Genomic DNA, 17,554 nt, shown 5'->3' on the forward strand with positions numbered 1-17,554 from the left:
GTGGTTTTGTTTATTGCTGATCTTCTGCATAAACCCCGGCGGATATAATGGCGCCGCCAATTTCCCGTTGCCCATAAAGCAGGGGGACGGGATTGCCAGATGCCGTCGTGTTAACGGGACCACCAAACGCATAGGAGGGTTTGTTATCAGGTTCCTGACGCATTCGCAGACCTGAAACCTGAGGAGAGAGCATTTGCACTACACCGCCAACGGCCATTGCGGCACCAACGGAAAACATGAGGTTACTTGCTGCGATACTAACTCCCGGCATCCATATGGCAGCAGCGACCAGAGCCGTTCCGAGCAACGCCTGGAAAACTCCAGCTCTTTTACTACCCCTTATCACAGGGATTATTCTTAACTCATCACCCGGCCCCAGGAGTTCAAACTCTTCGTGCCCGATATTGCGACGATCCCGGAAAATAACAAAATCCAGTCCCTTTGCCCGAGCTTCACGCAGATAAGCATCAAAGCCGTCAATGGTGTTAGAAAGCGCCCTGAAAACTTCGCTGGCGGACGTTAGTGCACGGCGATGTGTCCTGCCAAATCGCTGAGCCATTGAGCCGCTGAGTTTGATAACGGTTTTTCTTTCCATTACATCAAATCCTTATAACGCAGAATTTTGATGGTACGGTCACGGTAATAGCCACCGTAGGGAATACGCTGGCTTAGCTGGCCATACATGTGATGCAGTAGCATGTTGCCATCAAGCAAAATCCCGGCATGGTTCGGGACGGTGGACTGAACCTGCATGATAACCATGTCACCTGGCTGAGCGGGACCGTCGTACTCACGGAAACCGCATTCCTGCCAGTTATCCATATAGAGGTTTTCACCCTGCTCCCACCAGTGGCGATCTACGCTGTAGTTGGGCAGTTCAATGCCGTGCTCGATGCGGAAATAGTCCATGATGAGAGACCAGCAGTCTGCATACCCGAGTACAAACTGGCGCCCTGTGAGGGGACGGTCTCCGCGAGGCATGACGGTGCGAATGTCGCCCTCCGGCCACGATGCAATAATCCAGGGCAGTTCCGTGGCATCACACATCAGCATGTCGAGCTCGCTCGGCTGAGTTGTTGCCCCGTCGCCGGGATGGCTGTGGACGATCGCCACCACAGTGCCCTGCTCTTCGGCGGCCGCATAATCCTCAGGATTAAGTTCAAATTGCTCAGTCGGCGACTCAGCATTATTTTTGCAGGGGATGTATTTCTCCACCCGCCCCTTCTGAATAACCACGCCACAGCACTCCTCTGGGAAGGATGCGGCGGCATGGGCCAGAATGGCGCTAACTGTTTTGTCGCGCATGATTATCCTCTCAGAAGTGAAGCGCCTGGGAACCCGCCATAATCCAGCTGTTCATTCTCTCCGAAGCGAGGTTTACAGCCCGTTGACAGCAATCCGGAGCAAACATCCTGTGAAGGATCGTCCACCCGATTGCCGTCTTTATCGAACCAGCCGTTTTGCCCGGCGTAGGTGCAGCCGTTCCCGGTTTTGTACCAGCCCCGCATGCACCACGTGCACATTGGCTGAATTTGCCGGGTCGGAATGAGTTGCCCTCGCAAATCGGCTGGACTTGAAAGCTCAAACTCTACGGTTTCATCGTCTGACCCTGATTTACGGTCGATGTAATAAACCTGTTTGCGCTCCTCGTTGGGATTCGCAGTCGGGTTCCCGCCAGGAAAATTTCTTTCGTCCAGGTAGTGGGCGAAGGTGTCATGGATGATCACCTTTGCTTTAGCCATCCCCTGAAACCTGCGGCACAGCGCGCCAATCGTACCGCTGATGTTTGCAACAGTGAGTGACGGCCGTGAACTCTGGCCGTCACTGCTTACAGATATGCCGGTCAGTTCATACGGCCACGCGCCATACTCCTGCCCCTGCCACCACACCGACTTCGGCTCAAGTTTTGACTCGTCGCCGCCTGCGGCGATGATTTCCGCCTCGGTATGCGGGATTGTCTCGTTGTGAAAGCGAAGAATACCCGCACCGAACGCTGAGCCGTCCACCTCGATCAGGCGGACGCGCTTACCCGGTTCCAGTTTCTGGACATCAGATGAAATACTCATGGATGGTATGCCTGTATGAATGTGCTGCTGAGGGTGTATTTTTTGTTGCCGTGGGTAGATATCTGGAAGGATTCCGCGCGCCATAAACCTGAAGGATCAAGCGGTGGCTTCCAGATAAATGACTTCCACCCTGCATGTCTGTTCAGAAAGTTTTTAATGGCCTGAATGTAAGCCTCGTCGCCGGTAAAGCTCACGCTCCACTGAGGTGTTACCGGGTTGATGCCGTCCCCGGCCACCTGTGTATAGCCATCGCCAAACTGCGCCTTTCGGGTACGAAAACTTGTATCAACCTGAGAGGCAACCTTTGGGCACCAGCTGAAGGTTTCGACTGCCATGGTTAAACTCCCTTGATTAATCGCCACAGAGGCGAGCCCGGCATGCTGGCCTGTTCGTTAATGACACCAGTGATGGCATCCTTAAGCTGCCTGCCTGCTGCTCCGGCAGCACCCTGACTGGACGCCTGTGGAGAACCGCCCTGAATATTGATATCGCCGAAGTTAACTGAAGGCACGCCGCCAGAGACCTGCGGCATCCCTACTGCGCGAACAGCAAGATCACCATTAGGTGCCCGCGTAAGCGGCATAATGGCTTCCGGACCAGCCTCGGCAAAAACCCCTGCGCCTTTGGCAAAAGCAAACAGCTGAGGCGTCTGAAAAACGCCATTGCTGTAAGCGCTCAGGGACGGAGAGTCGTAAACATTACCCTTCGCATTAAATGTGAAGTTCGCGCCAGCATTCTGAATAGCGGTACCGCTGCTGGCGGTTGCGGCTGACGAGGCACCAAAACTGAACAGTGATCCAATTGAGCTGACACCATTAGCAACAGCCATGTTCACCAGAACGTTCTGGATAATCTTCAGTACGCTCACGCCCCAGTCCTTCCAGCTGTCAACGTTGCCATTAAGCATGTCGGTGATCGTGGTGACCGCCCCCCCCATGGCCTGCTTCATGCCGTCAGCGGCCATGGAAGAATAATCAGTGGCTTCGTCCACCCAGTTCGCATAACCCTCAGACAGTCCCGTCATCCAGTCGTCACGCTGAGCATCAGAAGCTGCGTAATATCCCTCCTGGTCGCGCAGGCGCTCTTCGAGGTAGCGCTTATTAAGTGCCAGCCCCTGCTGATAGAACGTCTCGTCGATTTCACCAGCCTGACGCTGGCGGAGAAGATCGGTATTCTTCTGCTCAAACTCCTTACGCAGATTGAACTGCTCCTGAAGTCTTTCACGGAACCTGGCTCCCTGCCCATAGCCCAGCAGTTGCGCTTCATTGGCTGCGCGGGCGCTGGCGTTACTGTCAGCAAGGTTGGCTTCGTAATTTCGCAGTTGCTCACGCAATTTAACCTGGTCAATGAGCGCAGCATTCTGCAATACCGTCTTTTTCTGGGCTTCTGTCAGAGAAGCAAGCTCGCCCTGGCTGACCTGGTATTTAACCTTCGCCAGTTCAGTATTCTGGCCTTGCAGGGCAATCTGCTCTTTTTGCTGCTTGATAAGGCGCTTATACACATCCTCGGTTTTCTCGCCTTCGGTTTTACCACCCTTCGCCTTAGGTTTGTTGGCCTCATTATTCCGCCATTCAGCAAGACCGTTATTAATCAACTCCTGACGGCCTGTCTGGAATTGCGGATCACTGGTTAACCCCAGGTCATCGGCTGCATAACTCAGACGCAGGCGCTCTTTGGCCTCACCCTTCAGGCGTGACAACTCAAGATCCCGACGGCTCTTTTCGAGGGCATCGGTTTGCTTTTTGTCGAGGTCGGCCTGAGGAAGTCTGAGAGGGACGTTCGCCAGCCCTTGCCGAGCCATTAATAGCTGATTTCCCAGCCCCAGCAGACGGTTAAATTCGTCATGCTGCCCATTCATCAACAGGAGAGATTGATAAGCCCGGTTTTGATTAGCAGCCTCTTCTCGAATGAGTGCCACCCGGCGATGTTCAAGCCCTTCCAGAACCTGTTGAATAGAAGCGGATTCTTGCTGCATCTGAGCAAGTCTTTCTTGCTCAACAGATAACTGCTCTGTAGCCGTAGCCAGCCCACGAGTCACAGTGTCCAAATATGTCAGGTGGTTAATCATGAAACCACCGCTGGTAGTTGGACCGGGATTACTAATCACTGACTGATAACCAGCTATCTGCTCTTTCAGGCTTTCAACCTTGCTCTTTTGTTCATCAATTAGCCTGTTTTGTTCATTCAGTGCGGCACGAGTTTTCTCTGCATTATCTGAAGCTTCAGGAAGGGTCATTGCCCTCGTCTTTTTACTGACTTCATCTATCGTGCTGGCATACTCCTGAGCAGAGCGCCGAGCCTGCTCCTGATTTTGATACACCGCATACCAGGCACCGGCTCCAAGCATCACCAATCCCGGCACGCCGCCAATGAGCCCGAGGGCACTGCTTAAAAGGCGGGTGCCAACAGATGTGACACTATTGAGATTGCTTTGGGTGGTAACACGATTTGCAAGGTTCCGGTCTCTGGCGGCCTCCGCGGAAGCCAGGCGTCTTTCAGCGATAGCCTGTGCATCGGCGTTTTTTGCTGCCACCAGACCTGCCTGCGCACGCTCAAGCGCTGTTCTGGCTCTGACTTTCTCTGTAGCAGAACCGCTGGCTAGAGCGGTAGTCAGCCTGGCCTGGGCTGCAGTGACTTTTGCTTCTGCCGCAGCAATTTTCTCTTGCTGCGCAGCCTGAACATCTGCGCTACGCGATCTCTGTACAGCTTGCTGAGCCCTATAAACCTCCGCCCTTGAGGCGGCAACGGCAGACTGCGCAGCCTTATCCTGTGCAACGGCAAGAGCAACCTCTGACTTAGCCGCAGAAATTAGCGCGCCGGTTGCGCTCGTGGCGCTAGTTACTACTCCACTGAGATACCTTGCCAGCCCAACGCCAACAAGTGCACCCGCCACTGTTGTGATCGTGGACATATTGTCTGCAACATCACTTAGTGCGCCGCTTACTGCCGAAGAGGTAAATGAATCAAGCGTTTGGGCAACTCCGTCTAGGCCACCAGATAGCGCATCGGTAGCACCTGTAGCCTGGTTGACACCTCCAACCCATGCCATGAACGAGTTTGTGACTTTTTGCAGGGATCCGGAAACTGTTTGCGGCATGCTGGCAAACTCACCCTGTAATGAGCCCAACTGGCTCATTAATGCAGGAACAACCTTATCAATCGTAAGTTGCCCCTGGTCAGCCATGCTCTTCAGGTCTTTGCGGGCCACGCCCATTCCGGCGGCAAGTGCGCGGATAACACGATCACCTGCTTCGTTAACGGCGTTGAATTCTTCACCGCGAAGAACGCCCTGCGCCAGAGCCTGGCTGAATTGAGTGATAACAGAACTCGCTTCCTGAGTATTAGCCCCCGAAAGTTTAAGGCCGGTAGAAACAGCTTCGGTAATTTTCAGAACTTCGTCAGAGCTATACCCAAACTCACGCATTGAAGCAGCTGCGCGTGAAAAAAGGTTTGCGTTGTCTGAAAACGCGGTGCCAGTTCTTTGGCTGATTTCCATTAACTGGCGCTGAGAGGCAGCAAAATCATCAGCTGAAGATGATGCCTGCTTAAGACGGGCGTTTACTGAATTCCACTCATCAGCAATCTGCACGAGCTTACCAGTCGCAAAAGCGGCCGTAGCAGCAGCAGCGGCTCTTCCTGCCGATGCAAACCCAGCGGTCAGATCAGATAACGCCCTTTCGCTCTCTCGGGCGGCAGCGGCAGCCTGACGGCCACCATTTTGCATGGTGCGGTAATAATCCTGCCCCATACGTGAAGCGCGGGAAATTTCCGTCTGGAATGATTGCGAGTTAGCGGAAATTTTGATTATTAACTCACGTAAAGTTGCCATTTAGTCTAACTCCAGACGTAAAAAAACCGCCGAAGCGGTTTTATTTTTATTGTTTCCAGACCTTTTGCCTGGCTTCTTCGAGGTATTCTTCATCAGTCTTAACCGGTGGGGAATCGACTGCTAAATCACTACCACAGTGCTTACATTTAATAGCTTCGCTTTTGATTAACTCTGCACAGAATGGGCACTTCTTCATACCATCGTTTTCAATTAAGTCTTTTTCTTCTGCCGCAACATCCTTCTTTATTACCAAAGAATGTACAAAAGCAATTATGAATAGCAGAGCACCATACACCCACCATGCAAAGAAAGATCTTCCTTTGCTTTGAGCAATTAAGGCTGGAATTAAGCCTATAACAATTGAAACTAGTAAAATTTCCATTTTGGTTCCCCAGCATTATCAGTCTAAGAATCCTAATATTATCTGGGTCAAAAGTCACTGCGTCGCGGCAGTAAGTGCAGCCTCAAGCCCAGCAAACGGGTCCTTCGGTTCTGATTGCTCATCGCCACCCCATCGCAGGATCGCATCGTCCAGCGGTACTTTTGCCCCCTGCGAACCGTAGATGGCAGAGACGAGCTGAGCTGCCTGAATGTCGCCACGGATATCGCCAACCGGACTTTGCCTGTCGAACTCAATCCACATCAGAAGCTCGCTTGCCGTCATATTCTGCCGAAGCTCTGAGAGCGTGCGCCCCATCCGGAGCGCAAGCGACATCAGAAACTTTACGCCGGGGGTTGAGACTTTTCCCGCGCTTCGTCCGCATTGTTGATCAGGTCAAGCGCCTGTTTGAGCAGGCGTGAATGGACGGGGCCGTAGATTTCACGTACCTGCTCTTCTTCGTCTACGCTGAATACCGGTTGCTTATCGGTGTCGCACAGGACGTCAATGAAGAGCACCACGTCAGCGCAAAGATTACGGTGTGCCTTTTCCGATACCGACACATTTTCATCATCAGCACCCGCTTTCACCACCTCCTGCCAGCGCAGCCAGGCTTCACCAGACGGCTCACGCAGAACCACTTTGACGCCTTCCCACTCAGGAACGGCGACCGTCTTATGACGAAAACCCGACATCTTAGCCAGGGCGAGATTTTTAATATTCTTCATGCGACCTCTCAGGAGCCAGACTCGATGTTTTCAGGCTTACCTTTCAGGCGCAGGGAGAACGTTGCCGCCACTACGCCGTTGGTACCGGAAGACCAGGTGTGCTGGCGGATTTCAGCCAGGAACTTAAAGCCCTTGCCGGACGGGAAAATGACCTGGAAAGCGTAGGTCGTATCGTTGTCATACGCATCACGCAAGGCGTCCTGCGCCGGATTCTTGTAGAAGTTTCCGGACAGAGAGATTTCTGACGGAGAAGGCAGGCCGTTGATGTTCTCCTGCTCGGTAGAGCAAAGCGTTGTTACGTCGATATCCTGCTTCTGGCCGCCAGTGAACTGAATTTCTTTGATGGTGCAACTCAGATCGAGGAAGGTTGCGGAATCCATCGTTTCTTTGGTGGCTGGCAGGGAGGAAATAAGGATCTTCGTCAGCTGCGATTTTTCATAAAGTGCAGACATAGCTGTCTCCTGGAAAAAGAAAACCCGCCATCAGGCGGGTTCGTGGGTGAATTAATTGTCAGGGGGTAACTTTAAAATCCAGGGTGGCACGGTAGAGCCGATAATCTGGCTCGTACCCGGGGATTTTTAGCACCTCTGTAGGGGTTAACGGCTCAAGCGAAGCGAGCACCAAATCTCTCAGGGATCGTGATTCAGTGATCGTTGTGGAATACACATCGACCTGAACGGAAACCCTGCTCTCTGCCTGGCCACACAGCACGTCAGCGGAAACATCATCGACGATGGAAAAGATAATCCAGGGTGGAGAGACAGACGGTTTCCCGTCACTACCTAATGGCGCAACATAGGGGTATACCCGCCCCTCTGCCAGGGGAGAAAGCAAGGCGTAGATATTATCTTCATTCACTTGCTCAATACCTCATCAATAGCCTGATTCATCCTGGCAATGGCGACGCTGGCGGCCTCTTCCTCGCGCGTATCGTAAGCGGGTCGCACAAACGGATGTGCAGGCATGTTCGCAGTGCCCAGCTCTACAAAGCGCCAGTAAAAGGCGTTTCTCGGGTTATTCGCCTTCATCGTGTTATCGCTGTTTCCGGTGCGCGGGTTAACACCACGAATGTGGACACCGGAAGAAATTTCCCCGCGGCGGCGGCTTTTTTGGGTCACCACCACCACGTTTTTTTTCAGTTTCCCGGTGCGCACCGGTGCACGGGCGATCACTTCTTCCTTAAGCACTTCGGCGCCGGCGCGCGTGGCATCACGCAGAACCCTGTTATTCTCAGCGCGGCTGAGCGCCTCAAGGTCTTTTGCGATGTCATTTAAACCAGAAAAGTCGAGGCTCGTTTCAATCATTTTTCAGCTCCCGTTTTGCAAAGAATTTCCAGGCGAGTGCCAGTCGCATTTGCTACAGGAGGACCGATGATATTTAGCACCTGACCTTTATACGGGCCGCTGAGCACTTCCAGACGAGAAGAGGCATTCAGCTCTGACCTGAAGCGCATCCAGACGCGAATCGTTGCCTGCGCCGTTTCCGCGCCGCCTGAAAGCTGCTCTCTGCCGCTGATCCCCTTTACCTCAGCCGGGACCGGGTTGCCACCTGTCCACGATTCAACCGGCTGACCAGATGGATCGCGCGAAGTCGTGAAGGTGAGAATTTTTACCCGGTGCCTGAATCGTCCAGGTTCCATCAGGAGCCCTCCTCAGGTTCAGATTTACCGCGCCAGTTGCGATGGATGAACATCATGCGTTCTGCTGCAGCGTTCTCATATAGCTGTATTTCGCTTTGCGCGGTGCGGTGTTCAAACATGTCAGCAAAGACAAGGAGAACGGCGCCCTTAACGGCTGCAGGAATATCAGCTGCAACTTTCCATGCTGGTTCATCGCACCAGCGTATGCAGTAGTCAAAAGCTGCCTGAGCGTACAGGGTAATCAGCTCGTCCCTGTCGTCTTCCTCAAATTCAATCTGCTGCTTAAACAGGCGGAGGCCAATTACATCCAGAACATCTATCGCCATACGTTAAAAGGGCGGGTCTCCCCGCCCCCTCCATCATGAGCCAGAAGAGAAACTGCCCTTGATGATTGCCGTCGGGCGATAGTGCGCCAGCGCCAGGCGCTCTTCACAGAGGATGGTCAGCATGTTTTTCACGAAGTTATCGCGGTCTTCACGGCTGACTTCCACGGTGGCATCCATGCGATCCCACACCTGTGAGGCCATATCAAATCCGCCCACCGTAAAGGTGCCTGCGGCCTGCGCCTTAGTAGGAACCACTGGCAGGCCCCACATGATGTTGCTGGTAAACGCCTGAGGACCACCGAAGATATAGCGGCCTTCGTTGTCTTTCAGCAGCGCGATGTTGTGCCAGTCGCGCGGGTTCAGGACGATACCGGAAGCGCTAAACTCAGACTCTGTCACCTGGTAAATAGCGTGAGCGATAATGTCAGCGCGGGTGTCGCCAGTGGCATTCAGCGAGGTGTCGTAGGCGGTTGCCACTTTGTTCAGACCTTCCAGGTTATCCCCGGTGCCGTCGCCGTTCAGCAGCTGACCTTCTTCCTTCAGTGCCAGACCGTACATGAGGCGGTTGTTAACGTAGGACTGCAGCATTGGCGCATCGTCCATCACCTGACGTGATGCCTGCACCCAGTGCGCGATGGTCTTTACGTTCGCGGTCTGTTTGCTGAAGGTGATATCCGACTCTGGCTTAAGCGCCTTCTCTGCCACTACGTCGGCGTTATTGGTAAACACCTCTTCACGCACGTATTCGAGAGCGTTGCTGGAAATTCGGCCCTGAGCCAGCAGGTCACGAATAGTCAGACGGCGCAGGCCCGGCATGATGATGCCAGGGATCTGCATCGGCTGGATCAGTGAGCCAGCAGAATCAGCGTCACTGCCGAGAGACTTGTTAAACGTCTTCGCGTCGAAGGTGCCCTGTTTACCGTCCCATGACTTGATGAGCTCTTCAGCAGCACGTTCAGAGAAGGATTTCTTCTCACCCGGATTTTCAGCACCGGAAGCCAGTTTCTGTTCCAGATCGAAGAGGCGTGTACCGGATTTGGACAGTTCTTCCTGTACTTTTGCCAGGTCGGACTGCAGCTGTTTGGAAACCTGGCCCGTGCTTTCGATTTCAGCTTTCTGCGCATCGAACAGCTGGGTCATTTTCTGCTGGGATTCTTCGATTGCTTTTTGAATGAGAGCGAGTTCAGACATAATTAATTACCTAAATTGTAAGGGAAAGATTTAATGCTCTGAAGCAGAGCGTTGATTTGTGCTTCGTTTCCGTCGCCCTCGGACTCGCTCCGAATCGCTGACTTAAACCGGGCTATTAACCCAACTGCCTGTGATTTGGTGAGCCCGACTGAATCCCTCAGCCAGTTCTCCACATCACGAATCGTTTCAATGCCATCGACACTTTTCATGGCTGCGATGCCAGCCTGTTCATTGGCGGGGAAAGTGCAGACGCTGATTTCGCGCAGAGCCTGGATATTCTTAAAAATGCGGCCTGTTGGAATGATGGTGTAATCGTCTTTCGCAACGGAAAAGCCAACCGACATACCTTCAACCGTACCGTGCTGCATTGCCGCTTTCAGGTCGGCGGCGCCGCTATGCCCTGGGGTAAGTTGACCGCGCACATAAAGGCCTTTTTCGTCTTCGGCCAGGCTGTCCCATTTACCAACCGGCAGCTCCCACGTCTTATGGTTGAAAAACATCGCCACTTTGCGGGTCTGGTTCGCCAGTGCGTTTTTAAACGCCCCGGGCAGAATGATGTCGCCATCGGAATCGGTGTTATTAAAAACAGAGGCGTAGCCTTCAAAAATCCCCTGTTTACCGTCACCGGTGAATTTGATTTCTGTCTCGTCGAAGGACAGCGTTTTTACGATCTCAGGCATTACGGCCCCCATAAAATTAAGCCCCGTTATTACGGGGCTCTTTGTTGGTTCCTAAATCGGTGATCGGCACGTATTGCGACTGCCGCATTGCCACATCCCCACCCGGCAATGGCGGGAGGTTGTCTGTTCGTCGCATCTCGTTGATGGTGCGTAGCCCTGCCTCTCCCATTGCCTTCATAAAGGCAGCGCGGGATGCCGAATCACCCCTCAGCAGGCCGTCGAGGTTGTGCTCAGCATGAATGCGGCCGACATCCTTAGCAGGAATAAGCCACCGCTGAACGCTGTTTTCCCACCGGGAGATATAGGGCTGCAGGGTGTACTGCAGGAAGCCGAGATTCTGCTGCTCGATGCCCGATCCCCAGCTCGTTGACTTCTCAACATCGCCGACAAGGTGAGGCGGTACGCCAAAGAACCGAGCCAGCTCGCTAACCTGGAATTTTCGGGACGCCATCATTTCGGCATCCTGTGGCGTTACGCCAATTGCCGATGTGGAAAAGCCCGCTTCCAGAATCCAGAGGCGTTTTTTTACCGGACCGCCGGCGATCTCTTTGAAGTTATCTTCAACCTGCGAGCGCTGCTGTTCAGTCAGCACTTTTTCGCCGGTTGAGAGGATTTGCGGAGACTTGGCGCCGTTGGCAAAGAAATCTCGCTGCTGGTCCTCCATCGCAACTGCAACACCTGCCGATTTACAGGCAAAAGCAATGGGTGACAGGCCGACCAGCCCGGTAAATCCGAAGCCTTTAAGGTGAAAAATCTCTCTCTGCGAAAAGTCGGCGTATTCGCTGTCGCGTTGATAGCGATAAACCACTTTTTTTCCGACGAGTTTCACATCCATATTGGCAGACTGAAGCGGGAGAAGGCTGATCACGTCACCTGCGCTGTTGCGGTCCACCAGTGCATACGCGTTACCGTAGAAACAGAGCTGCATCGTCATGGCCTCCCTGAATTCCTGGGCGGTCATGTACTGATTCGGTGAGTAGCGCAGCAGTCGCGCCAGCGGATTGCTCAAATCCACTTTTTTACGGTTGTCATTCTGGTCAGTTTCGAAGACATCAAGCGGTAAGCATGCCGTGAGCGTTGAAATCAGGCTCACGCAGCGCCAAACCGTCGAAATTTGCAGTATCCGTTCATCGTTAATGGATGAATCGCCCAGGTGTCCGTGGGCCGAAACAGGCCCCGTCTGTGAGCCCTGATTTGGGGTGACTAAACGCCCGCCGACAAACCAGGACTGTAGCCTTGCCCACCAGCCGTTATTGGTTCGCAGGTCAATCGTGTATTTAGGTTCTTCCATCACATGCTCAGCGGTCGGAAAATGAAGTCGTCGAAGTTACCACCCGGTTCGGTAACTTCCCCATTAGCAGCACCAAGGGACATTGTCATTGCGACCATGCCATCAATACGGCCCGTTGCTTTGGATTTATCGAGCTTGCGGTTGCCAGCAGCATCTTTCACCACCACCGCATTCACAGCACACATCGTTAATACGGGGTGCATGCCGTGCCTCACACGCCCGTTAAGCATCAGAGACTCCAGCGTGTCTACAGCTGGCCCCATATCCTTAAATCCCTGGCCGAACTCGACCAGCGGGAGGCTCAGCCCAATGGCATCGGCATCCTTCCTGAACTGGTCAATGCGCCAGCGGTCAAAAGCCATCGAGGTAAGGTCGAAATCACCGATAATTTCAGCGATATCCGCAACGACGAATGAGTAATCCACCGAAGCGCCTGGCGTGGTGCGCAGCAACCCCTCTCTCACCCAGACGTCATATGGTGCGCGGTCCGTTTTGGTTCGCTCTTCAAGAGTCTTTTGCGGTGTCCAGAAGAAGGGGAAAACATCCCAGACACCATCATCTGCTTCACCAGCAATAACCAGCGCCGTTAAGTCGTTCCTGGCTGACAGATCCAGCCCCGCGTACCACTTCCTCGGTGTGTTAATCGGCATCTCTCCGCAAAGCTCCCACACGCTGCGGGAGATAAACGGCGATACGGTAGACACGCGCTGATTGAGGTTGAGGTTTCGGAAGGTATTTTCGAAGCTTGGCATTCGGCCAGCTTTCTCAGCCTGGCGCGCCATGTCTTTTTCTGACCTGAATGTTCCCAGCGCCGGGTTCGCAGCAAGCCAGGACTCGCGTTTACTGATATCAGCGTCTTTTGGCGCTTCATAAACGTGGCACACGATGTGCGGATCTTTCGATTTGACAGCATCATCAATCCAGATGCTCAGCAGGTCAGCATCGTTTGCTGCCTGCGTACTGATAACAATCAGCAGCGGGTTTTCATGGGCCCCCTGCGCGGTAGTTATTGCATCTATAAAATCATCCTGCGGCCCCCTAACCTGCCCGGTTTCATCGAGAATGGCCAGAATGGGGGAAAGGCCGTGCGTCGTCTTACCTTCTGCGGATAAAGCCTTGTATTCGACGTTACAGGGCAGGCCGATCAGCTTTTTGCCGCTCGGCGTAATGTGTACTATCTCCTGCAGCTTAGGGTTCAGGTTAACCATCTTCACCGCGAGGTTAAAAACGATGGCCGCCTGCTCCCGGCTAAGTGCACCGCTGACAATCTGCGTGTTCTGTACCGCTTCAGGCCCTACCAGGTGAGCCAGCAGGATTCCGGCGATTAAGCCTGTTTTACCGTTTTTTCGGGCGATGCTGAGGATCGCCATATCCGTTCCGGCTGGATTGTCGTAAACCGCCAGGATGAATTCTTTCTGAAAGGGGTCCAGCCTCATTGGCTGGCCGATAAGCTTGCCTTCCGGCACGATGCAAAAGCGCTCAATGAACGCTATTACACGCTCACCTCGCGTCATAGTCTTTTATCCGTGCTTGGGAAAGGCGATCAGGTTGTCGTCCTGGTCCTGATGCTCGTTTTTGGTATTTCGTGCATCACGATCATTCTGATTGCGTTTCTTCTGGTCGCGGCTTTCGCCGTTGGTTGCGTGGGAATGGATCTGGAGGTCACGGCGCTGAGCCAGAATAGTTCGCTGCAGCTCAACAATCTGCTTGCGTAGGTCTTTGATAAGCCCTTCGTCGCGGCCCTCTCCGCGAATTCGCTCTTCTTTGCGCAAATCCTTGCGTAAAACGGTGATATAGAGCTGATTATTTGCCAGTTCTACAGCGGCCAAAAGGTCGGCTGGCGTCCAGCTGTCCAGAGCTTTCGATCTGATATTGTCATGCCAGAATGGTTCGGCTTTTTTCTCCAAACCTGCATGGGACGGAGGATCGATGGTGTCCACTGCTGCATTTTTCATGGCCTGAACCGCTGCCGCCGAACTGTCGGAACGGGTTCGTTTATCTGCCATATGTCAACACCTTAAAACTAAAAAAATCGGGTTAGCGTTAAAATCAAACTTTGGCGGCGGTCATTTGGGGCAAAGGTTTTGAAGATTTGATCCCCCCCCTGCCCTGATGCGATTCGTTCTCATTTGATTTCATTGCATTTGAAATGATTTCACTCATTCATTATCCGCTTCACTTCATCATTCCAGGACGTCTGTTTATCAACCTGCTCGAGTTTCTGATCGCCTTTCCCGTACTCGGACCACACATGCCCTGAGACGGTCAGTGTCGGTACGTTCTCGCCTACGGTGTGGGAGAACTGGATAGACGTTACGTGCTTCATCTCCACGCCATCAATCGCCAGCTGAACAAACTTACCGTCGCGGTATTCAATGATGAGGTCTTTCATTACGTGCTCCAGTGAGACGCAGGATCGAGCGGGTAGCCGTTGGCATCACAGCCTATTACCGAGCCGCTCTTCTCCATTCTCTGTTTCGTTGAGTCGTGATGTGCTTTGCACAGTGGCTGCCAGTTCTCTTTACTCCAGAACAGGAGCTGTGCTTTCGATATGGCCAGCGGGTTACCTGACTTAAGCGCATCTTTGAGTTTGTGGGGCTCGATATGGTCAACCACCGTTGCCGGGGTAATGCGCCCCTGCTGCTCGCACATCACACATAGTGGGTGCTGCTGCAGGAAGCGCAGACGGGCCTTATCCCATCGGCTGCCATATACGCGGGGCTCTTTATTCATGCCAGTCTCCATGCGCGGCGGCGTTCCGTCCTCGGCTCGTTGTCAGGGTGACGCTCAACCGTCGGGATGTCAGCGTGATCCACCAGCGAGTAACACGGATAAATTACCCTGCCACCGAACGCCTCACCGACGGCGTAATCAGCTGCCAACGTTTTATTCCATGCGTTAAGCATGCGCGCCAGGCTGCCCTGAGGAGGGCTGTAACATACGCCGTGAATCAGCTTGCTCAACACGATGTGGTCACCACAGACGCGATCCGCATCCACCAACATTCCGGCTATCTCTTTCTGATACTGCGGCGGTCGGCCGGTACCGAGATAAAAGCTCATCATGTCGTCAGGGAAGCGAGTTAGCCAGTCAGTAATCATTTCGCTGAATCCGGGTACCGGCAGCGCGTCGTCTTCCAGTACCACCACCCGGCAAGGCTGCTCAGCAGCCCATTCAAGGGCGCGTCGATGATTCCAGTTCGCGCCATGGTTACCATCGTCAATCAGCAGATGAGCATCCAACATCGTGGCAAGACGTTGTGCATGCCCTATCCGGGAATGATGACCAACCACAACAAACTTCACTTGTGGCGAAACCATGCAACCTCCTTACCGATGCCCTCGGTTTTGAACACCGTGTGTACCAGAGGGCCGGTGACCAGCCTGTCAGCGAATGACTGTGCAACGATACCGAACGCCAGCATGTCCCCCACAGCAACGGCCGCCTGTTCTTTCTTCCAGAAACGATAACTCTCGATCCGGTAGTAAAGACGGATAATGCCGTGAGCTAACGCCATTACATCAGCACGGGTGCCACCCAACAGACCAGCGTTAAGCATCACATCGCCCCGGTGCGCTTCAATAAATTCCTGATAGATACGCTCAGGATGATTCTGCTTTGCCCAGGTGTCGGCGTAGGTCTTCGGTTCAGATCCGACATAAACCTTTCCGGGCTGCATTTCTTCCCACGGCGCGCGAAGCATTTCGACATCGGTACCATCGGTACACCAGACAAACCGGTATTCAGGGTGATCGCGCAGGTGCTGCCAGATATGTAACCAGCGCCGGAAGTAGACATTCATCTTCACGTCAGGAACGCGGTAAAGCTCAACGTCTGCCGGTGCCGTCTGCAGTTCATCCACCAGCGCGATGCGGCCACACTGTCGAAGCGAAGCTGCCCACCCGCTCAACATGTCAGGTGAGGCTACCATTCTCGTACCGCGCTGGGGGTCGGGCTGGCTGGTCAGTAGCGTAGTGATAACCACGTCGCGCTGCCGTCGATATTCCACGTAACCGGTAAACCCGGTATCACGCCGTTCGTTGTGGATTTTAACGTTACGTTCCACCAGCGCCTGCCGGTCAGGTTTCGGTACCGAACGCTCTACGGCCTCATGCTCATCAAGAGAATGAATTAGCTTTTCTGAACCTACAACATCAGCGTAAGCCCATGTCGTCAGGCCAGCGTTATGGATGCGCAGAGCGAGGTCGCTGTGTTCGTACATGCCGCGACCATAAACCGGATCGAATCCGCCTACCTTCTCGATGGCGCTGCGGTGGTAGTACAACATCACTCCGCGCTGCCCAGTATAAGCAATATGCTTATCATCCCGGTACAGAACGGTCATATCGTTAATCTTTCGCGGGCCAGCCAGATCGAGAAACTGATAAGCCAGGTGCGGCTCTGGAGATTCGATATACGGCAGGTGCCAGTTGTCGGCGATAGGCCAGGCGTCGTCATCCCATAAAAACAGATGCTCGCACCCGGCATCCATCAGGACTGACAGGCTGGCGTTCTTCGAAGCAACAATGCCGAGTGATGTTTCATTGCGAAGCAACTGCACGCCGTCGGGCACTACCGCTGCAGGTTTTGAACCATCATCGACTACCACCACCAGAGCGCCGGCTGGCAGGTGCCTCATGTGCTGTTCGAGTGAACGTTTTAAAACGTCTGCGCGCTGATGCGTCGAAATGGCAATGCCAATCCGCGATGAAACTGCACTGGCGGGAGCGTATGGGACACCATCAATAGTGACCTGCATATTACCTCCCGTCAGATTCCGCGCCGTAGGGAATGCCAGATCGTGCCGCCTGGCTGCATTGCTTGTTGCACAGTTTCTTCCACAACCTTTTTGATGGTCTGCTGTAAGGCTGTCTCTGGCGCTTTTCCTTTTTCGTCAGCATTAATCTTGACGTTACAACTCGTAGACAATATGCCATCGCCGATCAGCGCCTTATGGATATACGCTTGTCAGGATTTATCGACAAACCAGCCCCATTTATAGCCTTCAATTGGGCAGCAACCACGGATGTCTGCTTCCGCAACTACAGGGCTGCCGATATAACCACCAGCAGGAACACCAAAGCGCGTATCTGCCAGGTGCTTAATGGCAAACCCCTGCCCTTCAGCGGTTAGGAAGGTGAAATAATTTTCCTTTTGATACTCCGTCGCGGTATGGCGTGTCTCAGCGAATCCCAGCTCCAGAAGCTCAGCAGCACCAGATTTAGCTGGCAGGTCACCAGACTGAAGCGCGCCACGGAAAAACAGCGCATACAGAACATCCGTCGCCGCGCCGGACAACGTAATAATTTTCTGACCCATGATTTATTTCCTTTTAGGCGTGAGCCTGTCGCACGGCAAAGCCGCCGAAAGTTAACGGTTTGCCCAGGCTCACAGCTGAAAGACTTTCTTTGATGTGCGCGTGCGA

General features: G+C 53.5%; 22 protein-coding genes and 1 pseudogene. All 23 read right to left on the reverse strand.

The window, feature by feature from the left end:
- Positions 1 to 10: 10 nt before the first annotated feature.
- Entirely contained in the window at positions 11 to 595 is a 585-nt protein-coding gene (locus ACLHV9_RS16745) for a tail assembly protein (protein ID WP_022648879.1), read from the reverse strand.
- Positions 595 to 1,305 (reverse strand): C40 family peptidase, encoded by a 711-nt coding sequence (locus tag ACLHV9_RS16750; RefSeq protein WP_023296258.1) that lies wholly within the window; start codon positions 1,303 to 1,305, stop codon positions 595 to 597. The genes ACLHV9_RS16745 and ACLHV9_RS16750 overlap by 1 nt, the downstream gene beginning before the upstream one ends.
- Before the next feature lie 2 nt (positions 1,306 to 1,307).
- A complete protein-coding gene (locus ACLHV9_RS16755; RefSeq protein ID WP_283945365.1) occupies positions 1,308 to 2,066 on the reverse strand; it encodes a phage minor tail protein L in 759 nt (252 codons plus the stop codon).
- A complete protein-coding gene (locus ACLHV9_RS16760; RefSeq protein WP_058683958.1) occupies positions 2,063 to 2,401 on the reverse strand; it encodes a phage tail protein in 339 nt (112 codons plus the stop codon). The genes ACLHV9_RS16755 and ACLHV9_RS16760 overlap by 4 nt, the downstream gene beginning before the upstream one ends.
- A gap of 2 nt (positions 2,402 to 2,403) precedes the next feature.
- Entirely contained in the window at positions 2,404 to 5,895 is a 3,492-nt protein-coding gene (locus tag ACLHV9_RS16765; protein WP_407220865.1) for a phage tail tape measure protein, read from the reverse strand.
- A gap of 46 nt (positions 5,896 to 5,941) precedes the next feature.
- Positions 5,942 to 6,277, reverse strand: a complete 336-nt coding sequence (locus ACLHV9_RS16770) for a zinc ribbon domain-containing protein (protein ID WP_016240210.1) — start codon at positions 6,275 to 6,277, stop codon at positions 5,942 to 5,944.
- A gap of 54 nt (positions 6,278 to 6,331) precedes the next feature.
- Positions 6,332 to 6,610, reverse strand: a complete 279-nt coding sequence (locus ACLHV9_RS16775; RefSeq protein WP_045332808.1) for a DUF4035 domain-containing protein — start codon at positions 6,608 to 6,610, stop codon at positions 6,332 to 6,334.
- 8 nt (positions 6,611 to 6,618) lie between these two features.
- Entirely contained in the window at positions 6,619 to 7,002 is a 384-nt protein-coding gene (locus ACLHV9_RS16780) for a phage tail assembly chaperone (RefSeq protein WP_001549114.1), read from the reverse strand.
- 32 nt (positions 7,003 to 7,034) lie between these two features.
- Positions 7,035 to 7,454, reverse strand: a pseudogene (locus ACLHV9_RS16785) (phage tail tube protein); the annotation flags it as partial.
- A gap of 58 nt (positions 7,455 to 7,512) precedes the next feature.
- Positions 7,513 to 7,860, reverse strand: coding sequence for a DUF3168 domain-containing protein (locus ACLHV9_RS16790; protein WP_407220866.1), 348 nt, complete (start codon positions 7,858 to 7,860; stop codon positions 7,513 to 7,515).
- On the reverse strand, positions 7,857 to 8,306 hold the full coding sequence (locus ACLHV9_RS16795) for an HK97-gp10 family putative phage morphogenesis protein (protein WP_163373930.1): 450 nt from the start codon (positions 8,304 to 8,306) through the stop codon (positions 7,857 to 7,859). The genes ACLHV9_RS16790 and ACLHV9_RS16795 overlap by 4 nt, the downstream gene beginning before the upstream one ends.
- Positions 8,303 to 8,641, reverse strand: a complete 339-nt coding sequence (locus tag ACLHV9_RS16800) for a phage head closure protein (RefSeq protein ID WP_016042205.1) — start codon at positions 8,639 to 8,641, stop codon at positions 8,303 to 8,305. Before ACLHV9_RS16800 ends, ACLHV9_RS16795 begins: the two co-directional genes overlap by 4 nt.
- Positions 8,641 to 8,967, reverse strand: a complete 327-nt coding sequence (locus ACLHV9_RS16805) for a head-tail connector protein (RefSeq protein ID WP_080396471.1) — start codon at positions 8,965 to 8,967, stop codon at positions 8,641 to 8,643. Before ACLHV9_RS16805 ends, ACLHV9_RS16800 begins: the two co-directional genes overlap by 1 nt.
- 33 nt (positions 8,968 to 9,000) lie before the next feature.
- Entirely contained in the window at positions 9,001 to 10,158 is a 1,158-nt protein-coding gene (locus tag ACLHV9_RS16810) for a phage major capsid protein (protein WP_248200541.1), read from the reverse strand.
- Positions 10,159 to 10,160: 2 nt separating this feature from the next.
- Complete coding sequence (locus ACLHV9_RS16815; RefSeq protein WP_058651211.1) at positions 10,161 to 10,838, reverse strand: HK97 family phage prohead protease; 678 nt, start codon at positions 10,836 to 10,838, stop codon at positions 10,161 to 10,163.
- 16 nt (positions 10,839 to 10,854) lie between these two features.
- Positions 10,855 to 12,129, reverse strand: a complete 1,275-nt coding sequence (locus ACLHV9_RS16820; RefSeq protein WP_407220867.1) for a phage portal protein — start codon at positions 12,127 to 12,129, stop codon at positions 10,855 to 10,857.
- Positions 12,129 to 13,643 carry a terminase large subunit gene (locus ACLHV9_RS16825; RefSeq protein WP_407220868.1) on the reverse strand — a complete coding sequence of 505 codons (1,515 nt, stop codon included), beginning with the start codon at positions 13,641 to 13,643 and terminating at the stop codon, positions 12,129 to 12,131. The genes ACLHV9_RS16820 and ACLHV9_RS16825 overlap by 1 nt, the downstream gene beginning before the upstream one ends.
- Before the next feature lie 6 nt (positions 13,644 to 13,649).
- Positions 13,650 to 14,135, reverse strand: coding sequence for a hypothetical protein (locus ACLHV9_RS16830; RefSeq protein ID WP_045407331.1), 486 nt, complete (start codon positions 14,133 to 14,135; stop codon positions 13,650 to 13,652).
- 149 nt (positions 14,136 to 14,284) lie between these two features.
- Complete coding sequence (locus ACLHV9_RS16835; protein ID WP_022648757.1) at positions 14,285 to 14,521, reverse strand: hypothetical protein; 237 nt, start codon at positions 14,519 to 14,521, stop codon at positions 14,285 to 14,287.
- Positions 14,521 to 14,862 carry an HNH endonuclease signature motif containing protein gene (locus ACLHV9_RS16840; protein ID WP_407220869.1) on the reverse strand — a complete coding sequence of 114 codons (342 nt, stop codon included), beginning with the start codon at positions 14,860 to 14,862 and terminating at the stop codon, positions 14,521 to 14,523. The genes ACLHV9_RS16835 and ACLHV9_RS16840 overlap by 1 nt, the downstream gene beginning before the upstream one ends.
- Positions 14,859 to 15,449: a hypothetical protein gene (locus tag ACLHV9_RS16845; RefSeq protein WP_407220870.1), complete on the reverse strand. Its 591-nt coding sequence runs from the start codon at positions 15,447 to 15,449 to the stop codon at positions 14,859 to 14,861. The genes ACLHV9_RS16840 and ACLHV9_RS16845 overlap by 4 nt, the downstream gene beginning before the upstream one ends.
- Positions 15,431 to 16,888 carry a glycosyltransferase family 2 protein gene (locus ACLHV9_RS16850; protein ID WP_407220871.1) on the reverse strand — a complete coding sequence of 486 codons (1,458 nt, stop codon included), beginning with the start codon at positions 16,886 to 16,888 and terminating at the stop codon, positions 15,431 to 15,433. The genes ACLHV9_RS16845 and ACLHV9_RS16850 overlap by 19 nt, the downstream gene beginning before the upstream one ends.
- A gap of 209 nt (positions 16,889 to 17,097) precedes the next feature.
- Positions 17,098 to 17,448: a hypothetical protein gene (locus tag ACLHV9_RS16855; protein WP_407220872.1), complete on the reverse strand. Its 351-nt coding sequence runs from the start codon at positions 17,446 to 17,448 to the stop codon at positions 17,098 to 17,100.
- Positions 17,449 to 17,554 lie beyond the last annotated feature (106 nt).

The organism is Enterobacter sp. CPE_E890, from assembly GCF_046521475.1.
Taxonomy (GTDB): Bacteria; Pseudomonadota; Gammaproteobacteria; order Enterobacterales; family Enterobacteriaceae; genus Enterobacter; species Enterobacter adelaidei.

Bases quoted from the DNA above. Each gene is read 5' to 3' on its own strand.
- ACLHV9_RS16745 (WP_022648879.1), bottom strand. From the start codon at position 595: ATGGAAAGAAAAACCGTTATCAAACTCAGCGGCTCAATGGCTCAGCGA.
- ACLHV9_RS16750 (WP_023296258.1), bottom strand. From the start codon at position 1,305: ATGCGCGACAAAACAGTTAGCGCCATTCTGGCCCATGCCGCCGCATCC.
- ACLHV9_RS16755 (WP_283945365.1), bottom strand. From the start codon at position 2,066: ATGAGTATTTCATCTGATGTCCAGAAACTGGAACCGGGTAAGCGCGTC.
- ACLHV9_RS16760 (WP_058683958.1), bottom strand. From the start codon at position 2,401: ATGGCAGTCGAAACCTTCAGCTGGTGCCCAAAGGTTGCCTCTCAGGTT.
- ACLHV9_RS16765 (WP_407220865.1), bottom strand. From the start codon at position 5,895: ATGGCAACTTTACGTGAGTTAATAATCAAAATTTCCGCTAACTCGCAA.
- ACLHV9_RS16770 (WP_016240210.1), bottom strand. From the start codon at position 6,277: ATGGAAATTTTACTAGTTTCAATTGTTATAGGCTTAATTCCAGCCTTA.
- ACLHV9_RS16775 (WP_045332808.1), bottom strand. From the start codon at position 6,610: ATGTCGCTTGCGCTCCGGATGGGGCGCACGCTCTCAGAGCTTCGGCAG.
- ACLHV9_RS16780 (WP_001549114.1), bottom strand. From the start codon at position 7,002: ATGAAGAATATTAAAAATCTCGCCCTGGCTAAGATGTCGGGTTTTCGT.
- ACLHV9_RS16795 (WP_163373930.1), bottom strand. From the start codon at position 8,306: ATGATTGAAACGAGCCTCGACTTTTCTGGTTTAAATGACATCGCAAAA.
- ACLHV9_RS16800 (WP_016042205.1), bottom strand. From the start codon at position 8,641: ATGGAACCTGGACGATTCAGGCACCGGGTAAAAATTCTCACCTTCACG.
- ACLHV9_RS16805 (WP_080396471.1), bottom strand. From the start codon at position 8,967: ATGGCGATAGATGTTCTGGATGTAATTGGCCTCCGCCTGTTTAAGCAG.
- ACLHV9_RS16810 (WP_248200541.1), bottom strand. From the start codon at position 10,158: ATGTCTGAACTCGCTCTCATTCAAAAAGCAATCGAAGAATCCCAGCAG.
- ACLHV9_RS16815 (WP_058651211.1), bottom strand. From the start codon at position 10,838: ATGCCTGAGATCGTAAAAACGCTGTCCTTCGACGAGACAGAAATCAAA.
- ACLHV9_RS16820 (WP_407220867.1), bottom strand. From the start codon at position 12,129: ATGGAAGAACCTAAATACACGATTGACCTGCGAACCAATAACGGCTGG.
- ACLHV9_RS16825 (WP_407220868.1), bottom strand. From the start codon at position 13,643: ATGACGCGAGGTGAGCGTGTAATAGCGTTCATTGAGCGCTTTTGCATC.
- ACLHV9_RS16830 (WP_045407331.1), bottom strand. From the start codon at position 14,135: ATGGCAGATAAACGAACCCGTTCCGACAGTTCGGCGGCAGCGGTTCAG.
- ACLHV9_RS16835 (WP_022648757.1), bottom strand. From the start codon at position 14,521: ATGAAAGACCTCATCATTGAATACCGCGACGGTAAGTTTGTTCAGCTG.
- ACLHV9_RS16840 (WP_407220869.1), bottom strand. From the start codon at position 14,862: ATGAATAAAGAGCCCCGCGTATATGGCAGCCGATGGGATAAGGCCCGT.
- ACLHV9_RS16845 (WP_407220870.1), bottom strand. From the start codon at position 15,449: ATGGTTTCGCCACAAGTGAAGTTTGTTGTGGTTGGTCATCATTCCCGG.
- ACLHV9_RS16850 (WP_407220871.1), bottom strand. From the start codon at position 16,888: ATGCAGGTCACTATTGATGGTGTCCCATACGCTCCCGCCAGTGCAGTT.
- ACLHV9_RS16855 (WP_407220872.1), bottom strand. From the start codon at position 17,448: ATGGGTCAGAAAATTATTACGTTGTCCGGCGCGGCGACGGATGTTCTG.